Raw genomic sequence first — 18310 nt, forward strand, 5'->3', positions numbered from 1 at the left:
GGTTGCCTTGCAAGCGAACAGGTTTTAGAAATATTTGTTCGCCTGAAGGCAGGTTTCATTAGGTCGCCTGCAGGGCAGCCTCCTACAGGTGGGGTTGATGTGTTTTTGTTGGAGGTCGCCTGTAGGAATGCTTAAACTCGAAAGATAAAGTGCGAATAAATTCGCCCCTACAATACAAAATTTATTAGTTATATCACCATAAGGTTAACATATTTTAACTTTATGGTTTGTTTTGGGCTTTAAGTTAATATATATTAACATTTATGACTGGGAGTGAGGGGATATAACATGGCATGGTACGATGGAAAAGCGCTGGCGTTACGACGTAAAGAAAAACAATTAACCCAAAATGACATCTCTAAGCTCAGTGGCTTAAGTCGCAACCAAATTATTGCCATGGAGAAAGGTCTTTTTACGGGCGGGATCAAATATTTGTATAAATACCTCGATACGTTAGGTCTTGAGATAACAATAACACCCAAGGTAAATCATCGACCTCAACTGCATGAGCTGGCAAGCTTGTTTGATGAGGATAGTGAATGAATGAATTACCAGAAAAAATCAAACATATTAATATTAATGCTTTCAATAAAGAAGCTGGCGCACTGATCCAGCCAGGCCATTTTGATTTTACCTATACTTGTGAAAACCCTGTTTCTATCACAATGGATTGTCACCCAAAAACGCATACGTATGGTGCTATGCATCCAATATTTGAACAAAATTTACCAGAAGGTTATGTTCGCCGTTATATCAGTCAAAAATTGATGAAGCACGCCACCGTTAATGACATGTACTTGCTTGCACTGCAAGGTAATAAAGGCATAGGTCATCTTTCATACACAAGTTTGATTAAACGTAATGAAGTAGAACAACTTAATCTCAATGACATCATTACGTGGCAAGGCAAAGATAGTTTATTTGGTACGTTATTAGACAAGTATTATCTAAATGGGCTAGTTTCTGGTGTACAGCCTAAAGTACTGATAAATGCCAATAACGATACCAACAAGTCGATGGAAAAATCGGTGTTTCATCAAAATGATTTTATTGTCAAAACCTTTGATGATGAATTTCCTTTACTTACTGTTAATGAGTACGTTTGTATGGAAGCTGCTCGTGCGTGTCACCTTGGGCCTTCACAGTGCTGGATCTCGAATGATATGAACTCATTTATTACTGAACGTTTTGATGACACTGTAAACAAAACGCTAGCAGTCGAGGATTTTACGGTGCTTATGGGGAGATCTGGCGATGAAAAATATAGATCTAGTTATGAAAACGTATTGAAAGCGACAAGGATTTTTACTAATTCACAAGCCCAGGTACAGAGGATGTATACCTACATTGTATTTAACTGCCTGATCGGTAATGGCGATGCTCACCTTAAGAATTTTGCGATCCAATATGATAACTCAAGAAATAATATACAATTGACACCTCCTTATGACATTACTCACACATTGATCTACGGCACGGTCGACAATAAGATGGCCTTAAAAATGGAAGGTGTTAAAACATTTCCTGATCGTAAGCGACTGGTAAAATTAGGTATCAATGAGCGAGTCGATAAGCCAGAACGTATTATTGAATACATTGCAGGCACTATCCGTGACTTCCTCGAGCAATCCCCAGAGGTTGGTATGGTGCCTGAGTTAAAATCTTCTATATTGCGTTCAGTACATACGGGCACATCGTTGCATTATTCAACGCAAGGCTTTATTCACGATAAACAGCGGAAGTTTACATAATACCAATGCCACTAATTAAGAGATCTTTTATAGCGGTCTAAATACCCAATAACATCGTTGCTTTCAATCTTGCAAGCGAACAGGTTTTAGAAATATTGGGGCGTCTGCAGGCAGGTTTCATTAGGTCGCCTGCAAGGCAGCCTCCTACAGGTGAGGTTGGTGTGTTTTTGTAGGAGGTTGCCTTGCAAGCGAGCAGGTTTTCGAAATATTGGGTCACCTGTAGGGTAAGGTTTTATTAGGTCGCCTGCAAGGCAGCCTCTTACGGGTGGGGTTGGTGTGTTTGGTAGGAGGTTGCCTTGCAAGCGAACAGGTTTTAGAAATATTGGTTCGCCTGAAGGCAGGTTACATTAGGTCGCCTGCAGGGCAGCCTCCTACAGGTGGAATTGATGTGTTTTGTAGGAGGTTGCCTTGCAAGCGAACAGGTTTTAGAAATATTGGGTCACCTGTAGGGTAGGTTTTATTAGGTCGCCTGCAAGGCAGCCTCCTACAGGCGGGGTTGGTGTGTTTTTGTAGGAGGTTGCCTTGCAAGCGGACAGGTTTGAAAAATATTGGGGTCGCCTGTAGGCAGGTTTCATTAGGTCGCCTGCAGGGCAGCCTCCTACAGGTGGGGTTGGTATGTTTTGTAGGTCGCCTGCAGGGCAGCCTCCTACAGGTGAGGTTGGTGTGTTTTTGTAGGAGGTTGCCTTGCAAGCGAACAGGTTTTAGAAATATTGGTTCGCCTGAAGGCAGGTTACATTAGGTCGCCTGCAGGGCAGCCTCCTACAATTTAGGGCTTTATATTCGGTGTCGGGCTAAAGTCCAACCTACAAAGATACGGCGGTAATTGATATTGCGCGAATAAATATTGTCTAAAGGGAGTTTATAATACCTCCTTATCAATGAGGCTATTTATTCTTATTCTTAGGGGAAAATATCATCTATTTATTTTTCAGATATTGTTATTTATGATACTCTCACAGCCATAAACCGTAAGTGCCAGTAGGCTGTTTACAATACTAAATATTATATAGAGATGGATTTATGAAAATTGCTATTGCTGGCACAGGTTATGTTGGCCTGTCTAATGCTATGTTATTGGCGCAACACAATGAAGTGATTGCCGTTGATATTATTCCTGAAAAAATTGAATTACTTAATTCTGGCAAATCGCCTATTGAAGATAGTGAAATATCTGATTTTTTAACTAATCATAAATTAAACTTTAAAGCGACGTTAGATAAAGAGTTAGCTTATGCCGGTGCTGATTATGTAATTATTGCTACGCCTACCGATTATGATCCTGAAACTAATTACTTCAACACTTCATCAGTTGAAGCTGTTATTAAAGATGTAATGGCGATCAATCCATCAGCATGCATGGTAATTAAATCAACGGTTCCTGTTGGTTATACTGCTCGTGTTCGTGAAGAGTTAGGTTGTGATGGTTTAATTTTTTCACCTGAATTTTTACGTGAGGGTAAAGCGCTTTACGATAACCTACATCCTTCTCGCGTTATTGTTGGTGAAGACTCTGAACGTGCGCTTATTTTTGCGAATCTTTTAGTTGAAGGGGCGTGGAAAAAAGATATCGATGTTTTATTTGTTCGCTCAACAGAAGCAGAAGCGGTTAAATTATTCTCTAATACCTATTTAGCTATGCGTGTCTCTTATTTCAATGAGCTTGATACTTATGCTGAAGTTCACGGTTTAGATTCTCGTCATATTATTGAAGGCGTTAGTTTAGACCCACGTATTGGTGCTCATTATAATAATCCTTCATTTGGTTATGGCGGCTATTGTTTACCTAAAGATACCAAGCAGTTGCGTGCAAACTACAAAGATGTACCTAATAATATTATTGGTGCCATTGTTGATGCTAATAGTACCCGTAAAGATTTTATTGCGGACTCAATTATTGGTCGTAACCCTAAAGTTGTTGGCATATATCGTTTGATTATGAAATCAGGCTCAGATAATTTTAGAGCCTCTTCAATACAAGGGATCATGAAACGCATCAAAGCCAAAGGCATTGAAGTTGTAATATTTGAACCAGTAATGAAAGAAGATGAATTTTTTAGTTCTAAAGTGATTAAAGATTTAGCTGAGTTTAAAGTCATGTCTGATGTAATTGTTTCAAACCGTATGGTTGATGAGTTAACAGACGTTGTTGATAAAGTTTATACACGCGATTTATTTGGCAGCGATTAAGTAAAATTAAAGCATGGCGATTCTCCTTGTAGCCGACGTATTCTAGTTTTAGGTATTCGCGCTCAGGTGATTTTTAGGAAATAAGATGAAATATTTGGTAACAGGTGCTGCAGGTTTTATTGGTAGTGCTGTGGTTGAACGTTTATGTGCTGCAGGGCATGATGTTGTTGGCATTGATAATATTAATGATTATTACGATGTTAACTTAAAATTAGCGCGTTTAAAGCGTATTGAACATGCTAATTTTACTTTTATAAAAATAGATCTAGCTGATCGTGAAGCTATGGCTGATTTATTTGTTACTCAACAGTTTGATAAAGTTATTCATTTGGCAGCACAAGCTGGCGTTCGTTATTCTATTGAAAATCCAATGGCGTATGCAGACAGTAACTTAATTGGTCATTTAACCATTTTAGAGGGCTGTAGAAACAACAAAGTTAAGCATTTAGTGTATGCATCATCTTCTTCTGTTTATGGCTTAAATGGTAAAGTTCCATTTGCTACGTCTGATACCGTTGATCATCCTGTTTCGCTGTATGCAGCTACTAAAAAATCTAATGAGTTGATGGCGCACAGTTATTCGCATTTATATGATATTCCAACTACGGGTTTACGCTTTTTTACGGTTTATGGTTCGTGGGGACGTCCTGATATGGCGCCTTATATTTTTACCAAAAAGATTTTAAACGGTGAAACCATTGATATAAATAACAATGGTGATATGTGGCGTGATTTTACCCATGTAGATGACATTGTTGAAGGTGTTATACGTATTGCTGATGTTGTTCCTGAAGCTAATAAAGATTGGACAGTTGAAACGGGTAGCCCAGCAACAAGCTCTGCGCCTTATGCTGTTTATAATATAGGTCATGGCTCACCAATTAGTTTGATGGACTTTGTTAAGGCCATTGAAAATGAACTGGGTATTGAAGCGAAGAAAAACTTCCGTGAAATGCAAGCGGGTGATGTTTATCAAACCTACGCGGATACGCAAGATTTATTTAAAGCTACAGGATATATTCCTAAAATTACCGTTAAAGAAGGTGTGGCAGAATTAATTACTTGGTATAAAGAATTTTATAACGTGTAAACTCATTTTAGGACAAGACATTTTGTAATGCTAAAAAGGCATAATCATTAATAGTGGTTATGCCTTTTTTTGATCTTGCTTTTGTAGGAGGTTGCCTTGCAAGCGAATAGGGTCACGAGAATATATTATTTGGAGTTTTGTAGAAGGCAGCCCTGCTGGCGATCTGTTTAATGGCGTATGGTGTGTTTGTTTAATACAAAAATTTCATTTTTGAGTCACCTGCAGGGCAGCTTCCTACGAGCAGAGATGGTTTTGGTGTTGTTTTGTAGGAGGTTGCCTTGCAAGCGAATAGGGTCATGAGATTATATTATTTGGATTGCCGTAGGAGGCAGCCCTGCTGGCGATGGGTTAAGTGGGGTATGGTGTGTTTGTTTAATGCAACAATTTCATTTTGGGTCACCTGCAGGGCAGCTTCCTACGAGCAGAGATGGTTTTGGTGTTGTTTTGTATGAGGTTGCCTTGCAAGCGAATAGGGTCATGAGATTATATTATTTGGATTGCCGTAGGAGGCAGCCCTGCTGGCGATGTGGTTATAGCGTATGGCATTTTGTTTTTAGCTTTTGTTATTTTTATTTTCTACTACATTTAATATATGGGTAATAGAATAATGCAAGGGATTTGCTGATGACGAATAAACCGGGTTATAAACAGTTACGAAAAGGACGTTCTTCCGAAGTTGGTTCTGCATATCATATAACTTTTGCTGTACACAATCGGCTAAAGCTGTTTTCAAATTTTTATACCGCTCGTTTGTTAATTTCTATCATGCATCGTGAAGATGTTTTGTCAAAATGCGATACGCTTGCTTTTGTGGTAATGCCAGATCATATTCATTGGTTGTTGGTTTTGAAAAGTGGCGGTATATCTGCGTTGGTACAGCAAGTGAAATCATTATTTAGTAAATGTTATGGTCGTAAAATATGGCAGGATGGATTTTATGATCATGGTATCCGTGATGATGAAGCATTAATTAATGTTGCTCGTTATATTGTAGCGAACCCATTAAGAGCAAAAATTGTTTCACAAGTAGGGTGTTACCCACATTGGGATTCAGTTTGGTTGTAGAACAACGGTAGTTTTGGTGTGTTTTGTAGGAGGCAGCCCTGCTGGCGATGTGTTTAATGGCGTATGGTGTATTTGTTTAATGCAAAAATTTATTTTTGGGTCACCTGCAGGGCAGCTTCCTATCGACAGTTTTTCGAATTAAGCTTGAATGTTGGGTGGTTTACTTGTTATAACGTTATGTATCAATTACGAATAGGATATTCGTGTTTTACTAAAAAGGATTTATTATGTATAACTCTCCTCGAATTATTCATCACGGCGCTGTTAATGGTGTAACAGGCTCGTGTCATCAATTAGATATCAATCGTGTAACGAGTATTCTTGTTGATTGTGGTCTTTTTCAAGGTGCTGAGGTTTCAGGCAAGTTTGCTGATAATGGTTTAGCCATTGAGTTTGATATTACTAAAATCAGCGCTTTGATTGTTACTCATTGTCATATCGACCACGTTGGTCGTATTCCTTATTTATTGGCTGCGGGTTTTACTGGCCCTATCTTTTGTACTGAAGCATCAGCTAGTTTGTTGCCTTTAGTGATTGAAGATGCCCTGAAAGTAGGGGTTACTCGTGATAAAACCTTAATTGCGGCGTGTTTAAAGTTACTTAAAAAATTAATTGTTCCCGTTGCGTATAAACAATGGTTTAGTCTTCCCATTAATTCTCTGTCTAACATTAACAGTCATAATACCAATACAACTATCAGTGATTATTCCAACACTCATCTTGAATATCAAACAGCAAAAGCGAAGTTTCAACCTGCAGGACATATTTTAGGATCGGCTTATGTTGAGATTGAACTGAATAAACCACAGAAGCATCGTGTTGTGTTTTCTGGTGATTTAGGTGCTCCCTACGCGCCGTTATTGCCTGCGCCTAAAAGTCCTTATCGTGCAGATACTTTAGTTATTGAATCAACTTACGGTGATAAAAATCATCAGAGTCGAAAACTACGACGACAAAACTTGCAGCGGGTGATTGATAGAGCCGTGACCGACAATGGTGTGGTGCTTATTCCTGCTTTTAGTATTGGCCGCACACAAGAGTTATTGTATGAGTTAGAGCAAATTATTTATCAGCAATCAACTAACCTTATGTGGCAATCAATTGAAGTTATTGTTGATTCGCCTATGGCTGCTAATTTTACCGAGCAATATAAAAAGTTTAAAAAATTATGGGACGATGAAGCTAAACACAAGGTTAAAGCTTGGCGTCATCCACTTAATTTTAGTCAGCTTTATACTATCGGTGATCACAAGCAACACTTGTCGGTAGTCAAGGCGCTAGCTAAGCGTAATAAGCCGGCTATAGTTATTGCCGCTAGTGGTATGTGTGCTGGCGGGCGAATTATGAATTATTTAACGCAATTCATTGGCGATAAAACTACCGATATATTATTTGTGGGTTATCAAGCACAAGGTACACCAGGTCGAGATATCCAAAAATATGCAAGTAAAGAAGGTGGCTATGTGATGCTAGGCGGTAAAAAATGTTATATCAAGGCGGCAGTGCATACCATTAGTGGCTATTCTGCCCATGCCGACCAAGCAGGTTTAATCAATTTTGTTAAACGTATGCGGCATCAACCAAGCCATATTAAAATAGTTCATGGTGACTTAGAGGCTAAAGAAGCGTTACAAAGTTGTTACAGGCGTATGTTATCTAATGCTTTTGTTGAAATTGCCACATAAAGGCTGATGTGAATTAGAGAATGGCATACCTTTTAGAGTGATTTTTAGTTTATAATGGCTCGGTCTTAAGGGATATATAACTGTCTAGGGTTTTAGTTAATTGCTAGTTGAATTGCTAATTAAGTTGTTAAAGGAGTTTTTTGGTGTCTTTGTTGAAGTCTGTTTTAAATTTACCGCGTGTATATAAGCGCATTATTACCGTATTAATTGATTCCGTATTTTTAGTTTGTGCTTTCGGTTTATCTTTAATGTTACGTCTTGACAACGTAGCTCTTGCTTTAACTGAAAATTATTGGCTTGTTTTTGCTTGCGCTTTACCTTTAATTATATTGTCTTTTATTAAGTTAGGCCTTTACCGAGCCGTACTGCGTTATGTAAATATGCAAGCTGTTTGGGCTATTGGGCTGGGTAGTATTATTTCTGCAATGCTACTTATTGGTGTTTCCTTTCTTTTACATATTGGCATTCCCCGTACTGTCCCTTTTATTTTTATGGCGTTATGTTTATTGCTTATTGGCGGCTCCAGAGTTGCTGTACGAGCAATTATTGGACACAAACGTTGGCATAAAAAAACCGCGGTTTTAATTTTTGGTGCAGGCTCTTCAGGTAGACAATTAACAACCGCTTTGTCGCAAGGCGCTGAGTATCATGCCGCCGCATTTGTAGATGATGACGTTGCTTTACAAGGCCATATTATTCATGGCATACAAGTTTACGCACCAAGTGAAATTGAAAGTTTAGTTATTAGAAAAAGAATTAAAAAAATATTATTGGCAATGCCAAGTGCCTCCCGAGATCGTCGTAAACAAGTATTAAATAAAATTGAGCCATTAGGACTTCAGGTATTAACTATTCCTGGTATGGCAGATATTGTTGATGGCAAAGCAAAGCTTGAAGAGTTTAAAGATGTTGGCGTTGAAGATTTATTAGGACGAGATCCCGTTGCCCCAAGAGCTGAATTGATGAATGCCGACATAGCCGGTAAAGTTGTAATGATTACTGGTGCAGGTGGTTCAATTGGCTCTGAGTTGTGTCGACAAATACTTCGTTTAAAGCCTAGTAAAATTGTTTTGTTTGAGCAGTCAGAATTTGCTTTATACACTATTGATAAAGAGCTTAATGAATACAAAGTTACGCATAATCTAAACGTTGAAATTTATCCTTTAATGGGCTCGGTACAACGTGTTAATCGTATTGAAACCGTGATGAAAAGTTTTGCCGTACAAACGGTTTATCATGCCGCAGCTTATAAACATGTACCATTAGTTGAGCATAATGTCGTTGAAGGTGTTAGAAATAACGTCTTTGGTACTTATTACGCTGCGCGTGCAGCAATTCATGCCAAAGTAGAAACCTTTGTACTTATCTCAACAGATAAAGCAGTAAGACCTACTAATATTATGGGTACTACTAAACGTATGGCTGAGTTGGTGTTGCAAGCATTAGCTAAAACTCAGCAATCAACACGTTTTTGTATGGTTCGATTTGGTAATGTTTTAGGCTCTTCTGGTTCTGTTGTGCCTTTATTTAGAAAACAAATTAAAGATGGCGGGCCTGTAACTTTAACCCACCCTGATATTACTCGATATTTCATGACTATTCCTGAAGCTTCGCAACTAGTTATTCAAGCAGGCGCAATGGGTAAAGGCGGTGATGTATTTGTGTTAGATATGGGCGATGCGGTAAAAATTTATGATTTGGCGACTAAAATTATTCGCTTAAGTGGTTTTTCGGTTAAAGATGTTAAAAACCCAAATGGTGATATTGAAATAAAATGCACCGGTTTACGCCCAGGTGAAAAGTTGTATGAAGAATTATTGATTGGCGATAATGTTGAAGGAACTTCTCATGAGCGCATTATGACAGCACATGAAGTAATGCTTGATTGGCAAATATTATCGCCTTTATTAGACCAACTTGATGTTGCTTGTCATGCGTTTGATCATCAGCTTATTCGTGAGTTGTTGTTAAAAGCCCCAACAGGGTTTAATCCAACAGATGGTATTTGTGATTTGGTATGGCAACAAAGCTCAGATAGTCACTCTAAAAGCGCAGATATTATTAATTTAAAAAAATCGCATTAATATTTCAGTAATCAATCTTGAATTGCCTAGTGGTATAACATAGCGATGACGTGGCTTAGCCAAAGTTATTGCTATGTTATTTTTTATACGTTAGTTATTTTAAACTGGCTTTAAACCTTTCCTTTTTTAGGTATTGCTAAATATTTCAAAGTATTTCTACTTTTACACTACCTAACTAGCTTTAGCCCTTGTAAAAAATGGGCTATTTCTTTATGATCAGAAAAATTTTTTTGTCGTTATACCCTTAGTCGGTATAAATTGAACTAACATAATTTTAATCTCTGCTTATTTATCCGGTTATTGCGGTACGTGATAAGCAGTAGTGATCTTTATTTTGTTAGTGTCCTAGTTGGAGAGTATGAATGAGCAATGTGCCTGTAAATAACGGCCGCAGACGCTTCCTAACTGCTGCTACTGCAGTTGTTGGTGGTGCTGGTGTGGTTGGAGCTGCTGTGCCTTTTATTGCTTCCTGGAACCCAAGTGCGCGCGCGAAAGCGGCGGGTGCTCCAGTTGAAGTTAATGTTGGTAAAATGCAGCCTGGTCAATTAATTCGAGCGGAATGGCGTGGTAAGCCAGTCTATATCGTACGTAGATCAGATAAAACACTTGAAGAATTACCTAAGCATGATAACCGCTTACGCGATCCAAGCTCTGAAGAACCACAACAGCCTGACTATGCGGCTAACCCTTACCGTTCAATTAAACCTGAGTATTTAGTTGCTTTAGGTGTTTGTACTCATTTAGGTTGTGCTCCAACTCATCACAATGGCGACTTTGGTGAATTTGTTGAAGGCGTTCCTAACGGTTTCTTCTGTCCGTGTCATGGTAGTACTTATGATATGGCTGGCCGTGTATTTCAAAACGTTCCTGCACCATTAAACTTAATGGTTCCTGAGCATTCTTTTGTTAACGATAACACTATCCTTATTGGTGTTGGTCAAGGAGAAGCGTAATGTTAATGAAATTATTCACCGACTTTATGGGTTGGGTAGACCAACGTTTACCAGTAACTGATGCTTGGAATAAGCATGTTGCTCAGTATCCAGCACCAAAAAACTTTAATATCTGGTATGTTTTCGGCATATTAGCTTCGGTTGTTTTAGTAAACCAAATCCTTACCGGTATTTGGTTAACCATGAACTACGAGCCATCTGGCGCAGGTGCTTTTGCTTCAGTTGAGTACATCATGCGTGATGTAGATTTCGGCTGGTTATTACGTTACATGCATTCAACTGGTGCTTCAGCATTTTTTGTTGTTATCTACTTACACATGATGCGTGGCTTAATGTATGGTTCGTACCAAAAACCACGTGAATTACTGTGGATCTTCGGTATGTTGATCTTCTTAGTATTAATGGCAGAGGCCTTCATGGGCTACTTATTACCTTGGGGTAACATGTCATACTGGGGTGCTCAGGTTATTATCTCACTGTTTGGCGCTGTGCCAATTATTGGTGATGATTTAACGTTATGGATTCGTGGTGATTATGTTATTTCAGGTGCAACTTTAAACCGTTTCTTCGCGTTACATGTTGTTGCTTTACCTTTAGTTATTGTTATTTTAGTGTTTTTACACATTTTAGCGTTACATGAAGTTGGTTCTAATAACCCAGACGGCGTTAACATTAAAAAGCCTAAAGGCAGTGTGAAACCTGAAGATTTAAGTAAGTTTACTTTCCATAAACAATATAGCGGCAAGTACGATATTGTTGATGCGGTACCTTTCCATCCTTATTACACAGTTAAAGATTTAATGGCGATTGTTGGCTTTTTATTCTTATTCTGTTGGGTTATGTTTTTTGCACCAGAAGGTGGTGGTTACTTCATGGAAGCGCCAAACTTTACACCTGCTAACGGTTTAAAAACTCCTGAGCATATTGCCCCAGTTTGGTATTTTGGACCTTTCTATACCATTTTACGTGTTGTTCCTGATAAATTATTAGGTGCCGTTGCTATGTTTGGTGCTATCGTAATGTTGTTCTTATTACCTTGGTTTGACCGTGGTACTGTTAAGTCGGTACGTTTCCGTTCTAAGTGGCATTTAGCTAACTTAATTCAATTTGCTATTTGTTTCATCATTCTTGGTATTTTAGGTACTATGCCTGCAACACCAATTGCAAACTTGATAGGTGTTATTGCAAGCTTCGGTTACTTTGGTTTCTTCATTGCATTATGGTTCTACTCGAAGAACGAAAACACTAAACCAGTACCAGAGAGGGTTTCATACTAATGAAAAAATTAATTTTAGCCTTCACGCTTAGTGTTGCCGCATTACTTTCTGCAACTGCATTTGCTGCTGGCCCTAGCATTCCGTTAGATAAAGCAAACAATGACTTGTCAGATAAAGAGTCTTTGAAAAATGGTTTTAAAACTTACCTTAACTATTGTTTAGGTTGTCACCAGTTGCAATACCAACGCTACAACCGTACGTTTAGCGATTTAGGTATTGATGAAGCTGACGGCATTGCTAACTATATGTATACAGGTGAAAAAGCGGGTGATCATATTACTAACAACATGTCGAAAAAAGATGCGGCAAGTTGGTTTGGTAGTACACCACCTGATTTAACCTTAGAAGCGCGTTTACGTAGTCCTGACTGGATTTATACTTACTTACGTTCTTTTTATATTGATGAGTCACGCCCATTTGGTGTGAACAACACAGTATTTAAAGATGTTGGTATGCCGCACGTATTACAAGGTTTGCAAGGTATCAGTATCAAAGACGAAGACGGCAAATTATCTCCAGCAATGGGTGGTAGTTTAACCGCCGAAGAGTATGATGTGGTAGTACGTGATTTAACTAACTTTTTAGAGTATGTTGGTGAGCCGAATAAACTTGAGCGTAAAGCGATTGGTTATTGGGTACTTGTTTTCTTATTCTTCTTCTTTATTCTTACTTATTTCCTTAAGAAAGAGTTTTGGAAAGACGTACACTAAGTTATTAATACCGTAATTTTCAGGGAAATTTGATAGTAAAAGATCAAATTTCCCTTTGTTAGTTTTTAAGCAATACCACTTTTACTCAGTAAATAAACGCTGAATTTGGTATTCACATGATTTGGAGGCCCTATGGCCGTAGCAGCAAATAAACGCTCTGTAATGACGTTGTTCTCTCATGCAGATGATATGTATAGTCATCAAGCACGCATTGTATTAGCAGAAAAAGGTGTTGGTGTTGATATCAACTTAGTTGATTTAGACAACTTGCCTGAAGATCTATTGGACTTAAACCCATACGGTACAGTACCAACGTTAATCGACCGTGAATTAGCATTATATGAAGCTAAAATTATTGTTGAATATTTAGATGAGCGCTTTCCTCATCCACCATTAATGCCGGTTTACCCTGTTTCACGTGGTCGTAGCCGTTTAATGATGCATCGCATTGAGCAAGACTGGTACAGCCTTACTAAAATCATTTTGACAGGTACTGACGAAGAAGCAGCAAAAGCACGTCAAGAATTAAAAGAAAGCCTGTTAAGTATTGCGCCTATTTTAAATGAAGCACCTTATTTTATGAGTGAAGAGTACAGCTTAGTTGATTGTTATTTAGCACCGTTACTATGGCGTTTACCAGTATTTGGTATTGAACTTGTTGGTCAAGGTTCAAAAGAGCTTAAAACCTACATGTTACGCTTGTTTGAGCGTGAATCGTTTCAAGCATCATTAACAGAAGAAGAACGTGAATTACGCTTTGGTCATCCTGCATAATGGATGATTTAACGCCAAGTTTAATGAGTTCGAATAAGCCTTATTTAGTTAAGGCTTTCTATGAGTGGATTTCAGATAACGATCTAACTCCATATATCATGGTGGACGTTAATGTTTATGGCGTTTTAGTGCCAATGAGTTACGTATCTGACGGGCAAATAGTATTAAATATTGCTGGCTCTGCAGTGGGAAGTATTGCATTAGGTGATAGCACTATTGAGTTTAGTGCTCGTTTTGGCGGTAAATTAGAACACCTTACGGTACCTTACGGTGCTATAGGTGCTATTTATGCTAAAGAAAATGGTGCAGGTACGTCATTTGCTATTGAGCATCCTACTGAGGAAGAAGATGAGGTTACAGTTAAAATAACTGAGAAACCTAAATCACCATTAAGTAGTGTTACCTCTACAGGTAGTGAAAAAGATACCTCGAATAAGCCTAAAAACAAGAGTAAGCCGAGTTTGAAAATTATAAAGTAAACTAGCTATTTAATAGAGTTGGTATAATTTAAAATTTTGTAGCTTTTGTTAGCGTCATCAAAAAATAAACCTATAGATATAATAATATTTATAGGTTTTTTTATGTCTAAAAACCACTTAACTTAATAGTACAGGTAACAAGCTTTAGATTTGTAGATCCTAGATCCTAAAACCTAACTTCTAATTTCTTTTATTTAATATATTCAAAAGCCTTATAAACTCGGCTAACACCATTAATATTTCGGGTGATTTCTACTGCAATATCACCTTCTTCTTTGGTCACTAAACCCATAAGAAAAACTTCAGAGTTCTCAGTGATTACTTTAAAATCAATGGCATTAATTTCGCTGTTAGCCAGCAAGGCAGATTTAACTCTAGAGGTTAACCAAATATCGTTGCTTTTAGTTAAGGCGCTGACATTTTCTCCAATGCGAAGCTGATCATGTATGGTGACTATATCAGGAACTGCTTGTATAGTTTTAATAGCAATTCCTTGCAAGTAAGTGTTTGCGACTTGGCCAACCACCAACACAGTACCATTCATACTTATTACTTGAATATTTGAATTTTTAGTTAATGTTTTTTGTTTATTTATATCATTGTGAGCAGTGATCTCGATGCTCTGATCATCTATTTGTTTACTAAAAGTTCGTCTGTCAGCAATCATAGTTGCTCCAGCAGTGATTGCTACAACAGTGGCAACCGCACAGCCATTAAGAGCAGACATTAACATTAACAAGGCAGCTATACGGGCTATTTTACTCTGACCAAGTTTTAAATGGACTGGTTTTTTGAGCACCATTTAATTCTCACCTTGCGGGAATAAGGTTGTATCAATAATTTCACACAAACTGTGTAATACAATAAGATGCACTTCTTGAATTCGTGAGGTTCTAGCAGATGGAACGCGAATTTCTACATCGTTGTCACCGAGTAAACCAGAAATGTCACCTCCATCAAAACCCGTTAAGGCAATAATAGGCATATCACGAGACACGGCACTTTCAATAGCTTTAATAATATTACGAGAATTACCACTGGTTGAAATGGCTAATAATACATCGCCATTTTGACCTAAGGCACGAATTTGTTTGGAAAAAACTTCATCATATTGATAGTCGTTCGCGATGGCTGTAATAGTTGAAACATCACTATTTAATGATATTGCAGGTAGGCTAGGGCGTTCCGTTTCATACTTATTTAAGAGTTGTGAACAAAAATGTTGTGCGTGCCCTGCAGAGCCGCCGTTGCCACAAGATATGATTTTGTTACCACCTAAAAGACATTGCACCATAATCATGCCTGCTTGTTCTATAGACGGCGCTAAAAGCTCGCTAGCGGCAATTTGTGTTTGTATGCTTTCAGTGAAATTATTTGTGATCTGCTCTAGCATGAAAAACGGACTCCGGGACGATTGTTTGAATTATTTATTGTTGTTAATTTTAAAAAATGAATGTGCTAATTGTAGCGTAAACAACAAACACAGAAATTAAAGATAATTGACTAAAAAAACTGAGTTCGGGATAAGCAAAATTCTACAACAGCCTTAATTACCCGTATTACTGCGTTTTGATAGCTACCAATAACCCGTTTATTAGACGACAATTGGCTTCGCTTTCCTGCCTTGTACTACGAATAATTAAAACTATTGTAAAGGTAAAATCCTAAGTGATTGATATTATTATTCTACTCACTTTCATTATCCCGAACTCAGGTTAAAAAGCATTTTTTAACCAAGTTACCTGTGGTTGATTAATATCACCAACGAGGGCAATCACATCAACCCTGCATGGGGTATTATATTCATTTAAGCCGGCTTGATGCAGATAAAATGTTACGCAATGTTTAATTTTATTTTGTTTGCTAACAGGAATAGCCGCAATTGCCCCACCAAAACTAGTGTTCTTGCGGTATTTTACTTCAACAAAAACTAAGGTTTCACCGTCAAGCATGATTAAGTCAACTTCACCTTGGCGAGCGTGAAAATTTCGAGCAACTGGTGTCATTCCTTGTTGTAGTAAGTATTGCTCAGCAAAAAGTTCAGTTATTTGGCCTTTGTCTGTGCTAGTAACTTGGTTGTTTTTTGATTTTTCATTCCCCAGCTCTTTATTAAATAGTCCTTTATTCCATATCAATGGGTACAACCTTATTGTTTTTATATGCCCCCCAAAGCAAGCTTCGGGTAAGGATATTATTATCACCCATCATTAGTACACCTGTTTGCCCCCAATGTTGCAGGTAAGGGGCTTGTTGCATTAACGGAATTTTGTTGATTAATTGATAGCTGTCATAACCCATAGCAAAAAGTCTTGATAAACCATCAATTCTATTTGGCCAAAGTTCTTGACTTAGATTCGCTAAGCTAGCGTTTTGTTCACCAGGTAATAACCAAGGGATTTCGGTAAACGTTAAGCCTTGTAAGTCACTATTTGTACTGTCATCACTTTGAGTGCTGTGGCTGCGCGAGCTGGCATAAACAGGAATTATTTGCGCGAATGGGCTGATGTTTACTTCAATATAGGGTTTTACTAAACGTGTTTGCTCAGGCGTGCCAACGAGATAAATCATATCTACATCGCGTCTATTTCTGGTTTGAGTTTTTATACTTTGGTTTAAGCTACGCTTTAAAGTGTTAATACGATCTGTACTGTTATCTACAGCTAAACTCGTTTTTATTTTGTTTTGCATCTGAGCGCTTGAGTCATAATAAACCACATCAATCGCTTCACCTGTTGTGAGCTTCCATTGTTTAGCAAAAGCTTGGGCTATACGTTTACTGACAACATTTTGTTGGCTTAATACTATAGGGTGTTTAAAGTTTTGGCGGCTTAGAGTTGCGGCTGCTTGCTTGGCTTCATCTTCCGGTCGCATTGACAGTACAGTGTAATTATTTGCTAAACCAGCCTTTGACGGAATGTTCAACAGTAAGGTGTTATAAGTCTTATTTTGTGGCTGCAAATAACTATTAATGGCATATTCGCTATCAATAGCGGTATTAAAATCGTTAGGGTTAGTAAATAATGGTGCAGATGGCAACTTACTGTCATCAGTATTATTGAATAAGTCAGCACTTGCATTAAGCATATAATCGTTTTGTGCCTGATTAACCGTGCTAGTGTGCATGATGTATTTATCAACGTTCGATTTAAGTAACGGGCCAATCACGTAATCAGTTTTAAGCATAGAAAGTTCATTGGTTAACCCGTACCAATTCACTGTGTTGCTATCAATAAAATGCAATTTCTTGGTTTCATCATTAGCAAAACTTGCCAAAATTCCCTGTTGAATGGCAAGTCCGGCAGACTTTTGTTTACCAGATAACGGGATGATCACCGCGACATTTTCGATAATGCTTAGTTCGAGAGTTTGCGCAATAAGTTGCTTAGCTATGATGTTTGCTGGGTGGAGCTTAAATTGCCCTTGCCACATACGAAGGTGATATTGCAGCTGGTCTTGATTGCCACCAAATTTATTTGCTTTGCTAGTAAGTGCTAACCAACCATCACTATCAGGTGCATTATCTAAAGCAACTAAACTGAGTTGCCATTGTGATAAAGCTTGAAAGCCTTGCCAAATGCTTTCAATTTGCTCTGTTGATTGTGCAGAGCTAGGTGTGGCGGAAAATTCAAGTAATTGGGCGTTTAACGCGGCAATTGGCTGTAAACCTTGCTGATAAGCGGCATGTAATAACCGATAATAAGTCGCAGGCAATATAATTTTGTGGGTTTTAGCGTATTGTTCAATGTGCGTCAATTGCTGGTAGCTTTCAGGATAATAACCTAAATGCTGCAAGCTACTTGCTTTAATTAAACTGAGTTGAACTATTTGATGAGTATAGTTGGGTGTTTTATCGTCTATTAACGGTAGTGTTTTTTCCGCTAACCATAAAGCTTTAGAATAATTTTCTTCTTGATAATAAAGCTTAGTTGCAACAAGTAATTCACTTACAGCAACTTCTGTAGATGCATTTTTAGCTAGCTCAACATGTTGCTCGGCGGTTAAAGAACCAGGCTTTAACGTTATTTTCTCTATTTCCGTAACAGGCGGAAGAGGTGCTTGTTTAGTGCTACAGCTTGACAGCAAGCCAAGTAACAAAGCAGGTAAAATCAACAACTTTAGTTGCTGAGTCGTTCTCGAAAAATAATTTAATTGGCTTGGTTGTAAACGTACCAGTAATAACGCTGTTTTTAACACAATGAAGAAATCCGTGCATATTGCTATCAGTATGGGGTTATAATAAACGCCTACGAAGTGA

General features: G+C 38.1%; 16 protein-coding genes. 12 read left to right on the plus strand and 4 right to left on the minus strand.

Annotated elements, in window-relative coordinates; translation table 11 throughout:
• Positions 1–288 precede the first annotated feature (288 nt).
• The 12 genes from CWS31_RS06875 (at position 289) to CWS31_RS06930 (ending at position 14055) form a co-directional block, all read left to right on the plus strand.
• Positions 289–543 carry a helix-turn-helix transcriptional regulator gene (locus CWS31_RS06875; RefSeq protein WP_101345411.1) on the plus strand — a complete coding sequence of 85 codons (255 nt, stop codon included), beginning with the start codon at positions 289–291 and terminating at the stop codon, positions 541–543.
• The gene (locus CWS31_RS06880; RefSeq protein WP_101345412.1) at positions 540–1751 is read left to right on the plus strand and encodes a type II toxin-antitoxin system HipA family toxin; all 1212 of its coding nucleotides are present in this window, start codon (positions 540–542) and stop codon (positions 1749–1751) included. Before CWS31_RS06875 ends, CWS31_RS06880 begins: the two co-directional genes overlap by 4 nt.
• A 1020-nt stretch (positions 1752–2771) precedes the next feature.
• Positions 2772–3938 carry a nucleotide sugar dehydrogenase gene (locus CWS31_RS06885; RefSeq protein WP_101345413.1) on the plus strand — a complete coding sequence of 389 codons (1167 nt, stop codon included), beginning with the start codon at positions 2772–2774 and terminating at the stop codon, positions 3936–3938.
• A gap of 85 nt (positions 3939–4023) precedes the next feature.
• On the plus strand, positions 4024–5028 hold the full coding sequence (locus tag CWS31_RS06890) for an NAD-dependent epimerase (protein ID WP_101345414.1): 1005 nt from the start codon (positions 4024–4026) through the stop codon (positions 5026–5028).
• 624 nt (positions 5029–5652) lie between these two features.
• Positions 5653–6093 (plus strand): REP-associated tyrosine transposase, encoded by a 441-nt coding sequence (locus CWS31_RS06895; protein ID WP_101345415.1) that lies wholly within the window; start codon positions 5653–5655, stop codon positions 6091–6093.
• A gap of 227 nt (positions 6094–6320) precedes the next feature.
• Positions 6321–7778, plus strand: a complete 1458-nt coding sequence (locus tag CWS31_RS06900; protein ID WP_101345416.1) for an MBL fold metallo-hydrolase RNA specificity domain-containing protein — start codon at positions 6321–6323, stop codon at positions 7776–7778.
• A 140-nt stretch (positions 7779–7918) separates the two neighbouring features.
• On the plus strand, positions 7919–9862 hold the full coding sequence (locus tag CWS31_RS06905) for a polysaccharide biosynthesis protein (protein ID WP_101345417.1): 1944 nt from the start codon (positions 7919–7921) through the stop codon (positions 9860–9862).
• A 362-nt stretch (positions 9863–10224) separates the two neighbouring features.
• Positions 10225–10815 (plus strand): ubiquinol-cytochrome c reductase iron-sulfur subunit, encoded by a 591-nt coding sequence (gene petA, locus CWS31_RS06910; protein ID WP_101345418.1) that lies wholly within the window; start codon positions 10225–10227, stop codon positions 10813–10815.
• A complete protein-coding gene (locus tag CWS31_RS06915) occupies positions 10815–12092 on the plus strand; it encodes a cytochrome b (RefSeq protein ID WP_101345419.1) in 1278 nt (425 codons plus the stop codon). Before petA ends, CWS31_RS06915 begins: the two co-directional genes overlap by 1 nt.
• On the plus strand, positions 12092–12802 hold the full coding sequence (locus CWS31_RS06920; protein ID WP_101345420.1) for a cytochrome c1: 711 nt from the start codon (positions 12092–12094) through the stop codon (positions 12800–12802). The genes CWS31_RS06915 and CWS31_RS06920 overlap by 1 nt, the downstream gene beginning before the upstream one ends.
• Before the next feature lie 132 nt (positions 12803–12934).
• Positions 12935–13576: a stringent starvation protein SspA gene (sspA, locus tag CWS31_RS06925; protein ID WP_101345421.1), complete on the plus strand. Its 642-nt coding sequence runs from the start codon at positions 12935–12937 to the stop codon at positions 13574–13576.
• Positions 13576–14055 (plus strand): ClpXP protease specificity-enhancing factor, encoded by a 480-nt coding sequence (locus CWS31_RS06930; protein ID WP_101345422.1) that lies wholly within the window; start codon positions 13576–13578, stop codon positions 14053–14055. Before sspA ends, CWS31_RS06930 begins: the two co-directional genes overlap by 1 nt.
• Positions 14056–14245: 190 nt before the next feature.
• Here CWS31_RS06930 and CWS31_RS06935 read toward each other — a convergent pair whose 3' ends face one another.
• From CWS31_RS06935 to CWS31_RS06950, 4 genes are all read right to left on the minus strand, one after another.
• The gene (locus CWS31_RS06935) at positions 14246–14857 is read right to left on the minus strand and encodes a BON domain-containing protein (RefSeq protein ID WP_101345423.1); all 612 of its coding nucleotides are present in this window, start codon (positions 14855–14857) and stop codon (positions 14246–14248) included.
• The gene (locus CWS31_RS06940) at positions 14858–15448 is read right to left on the minus strand and encodes a phosphoheptose isomerase (protein ID WP_101345424.1); all 591 of its coding nucleotides are present in this window, start codon (positions 15446–15448) and stop codon (positions 14858–14860) included.
• Positions 15449–15770: 322 nt separating this feature from the next.
• The gene (locus CWS31_RS06945) at positions 15771–16190 is read right to left on the minus strand and encodes a YraN family protein (RefSeq protein ID WP_342780223.1); all 420 of its coding nucleotides are present in this window, start codon (positions 16188–16190) and stop codon (positions 15771–15773) included.
• Complete coding sequence (locus CWS31_RS06950; RefSeq protein WP_246143411.1) at positions 16177–18249, minus strand: penicillin-binding protein activator; 2073 nt, start codon at positions 18247–18249, stop codon at positions 16177–16179. The genes CWS31_RS06945 and CWS31_RS06950 overlap by 14 nt, the downstream gene beginning before the upstream one ends.
• Positions 18250–18310 lie beyond the last annotated feature (61 nt).

It is taken from the genome of Colwellia echini (assembly GCF_002843355.2).
Classification (GTDB): Bacteria; Pseudomonadota; Gammaproteobacteria; order Enterobacterales; family Alteromonadaceae; genus Colwellia; species Colwellia echini.

Bases quoted from the DNA above. Each gene is read 5' to 3' on its own strand.
- CWS31_RS06875 (WP_101345411.1), top strand. From the start codon at position 289: ATGGCATGGTACGATGGAAAAGCGCTGGCGTTACGACGTAAAGAAAAA.
- CWS31_RS06880 (WP_101345412.1), top strand. From the start codon at position 540: ATGAATGAATTACCAGAAAAAATCAAACATATTAATATTAATGCTTTC.
- CWS31_RS06885 (WP_101345413.1), top strand. From the start codon at position 2,772: ATGAAAATTGCTATTGCTGGCACAGGTTATGTTGGCCTGTCTAATGCT.
- CWS31_RS06890 (WP_101345414.1), top strand. From the start codon at position 4,024: ATGAAATATTTGGTAACAGGTGCTGCAGGTTTTATTGGTAGTGCTGTG.
- CWS31_RS06895 (WP_101345415.1), top strand. From the start codon at position 5,653: ATGACGAATAAACCGGGTTATAAACAGTTACGAAAAGGACGTTCTTCC.
- CWS31_RS06900 (WP_101345416.1), top strand. From the start codon at position 6,321: ATGTATAACTCTCCTCGAATTATTCATCACGGCGCTGTTAATGGTGTA.
- petA (WP_101345418.1), top strand. From the start codon at position 10,225: ATGAGCAATGTGCCTGTAAATAACGGCCGCAGACGCTTCCTAACTGCT.
- CWS31_RS06915 (WP_101345419.1), top strand. From the start codon at position 10,815: ATGTTAATGAAATTATTCACCGACTTTATGGGTTGGGTAGACCAACGT.
- CWS31_RS06920 (WP_101345420.1), top strand. From the start codon at position 12,092: ATGAAAAAATTAATTTTAGCCTTCACGCTTAGTGTTGCCGCATTACTT.
- sspA (WP_101345421.1), top strand. From the start codon at position 12,935: ATGGCCGTAGCAGCAAATAAACGCTCTGTAATGACGTTGTTCTCTCAT.
- CWS31_RS06930 (WP_101345422.1), top strand. From the start codon at position 13,576: ATGGATGATTTAACGCCAAGTTTAATGAGTTCGAATAAGCCTTATTTA.
- CWS31_RS06935 (WP_101345423.1), bottom strand. From the start codon at position 14,857: ATGGTGCTCAAAAAACCAGTCCATTTAAAACTTGGTCAGAGTAAAATA.
- CWS31_RS06940 (WP_101345424.1), bottom strand. From the start codon at position 15,448: ATGCTAGAGCAGATCACAAATAATTTCACTGAAAGCATACAAACACAA.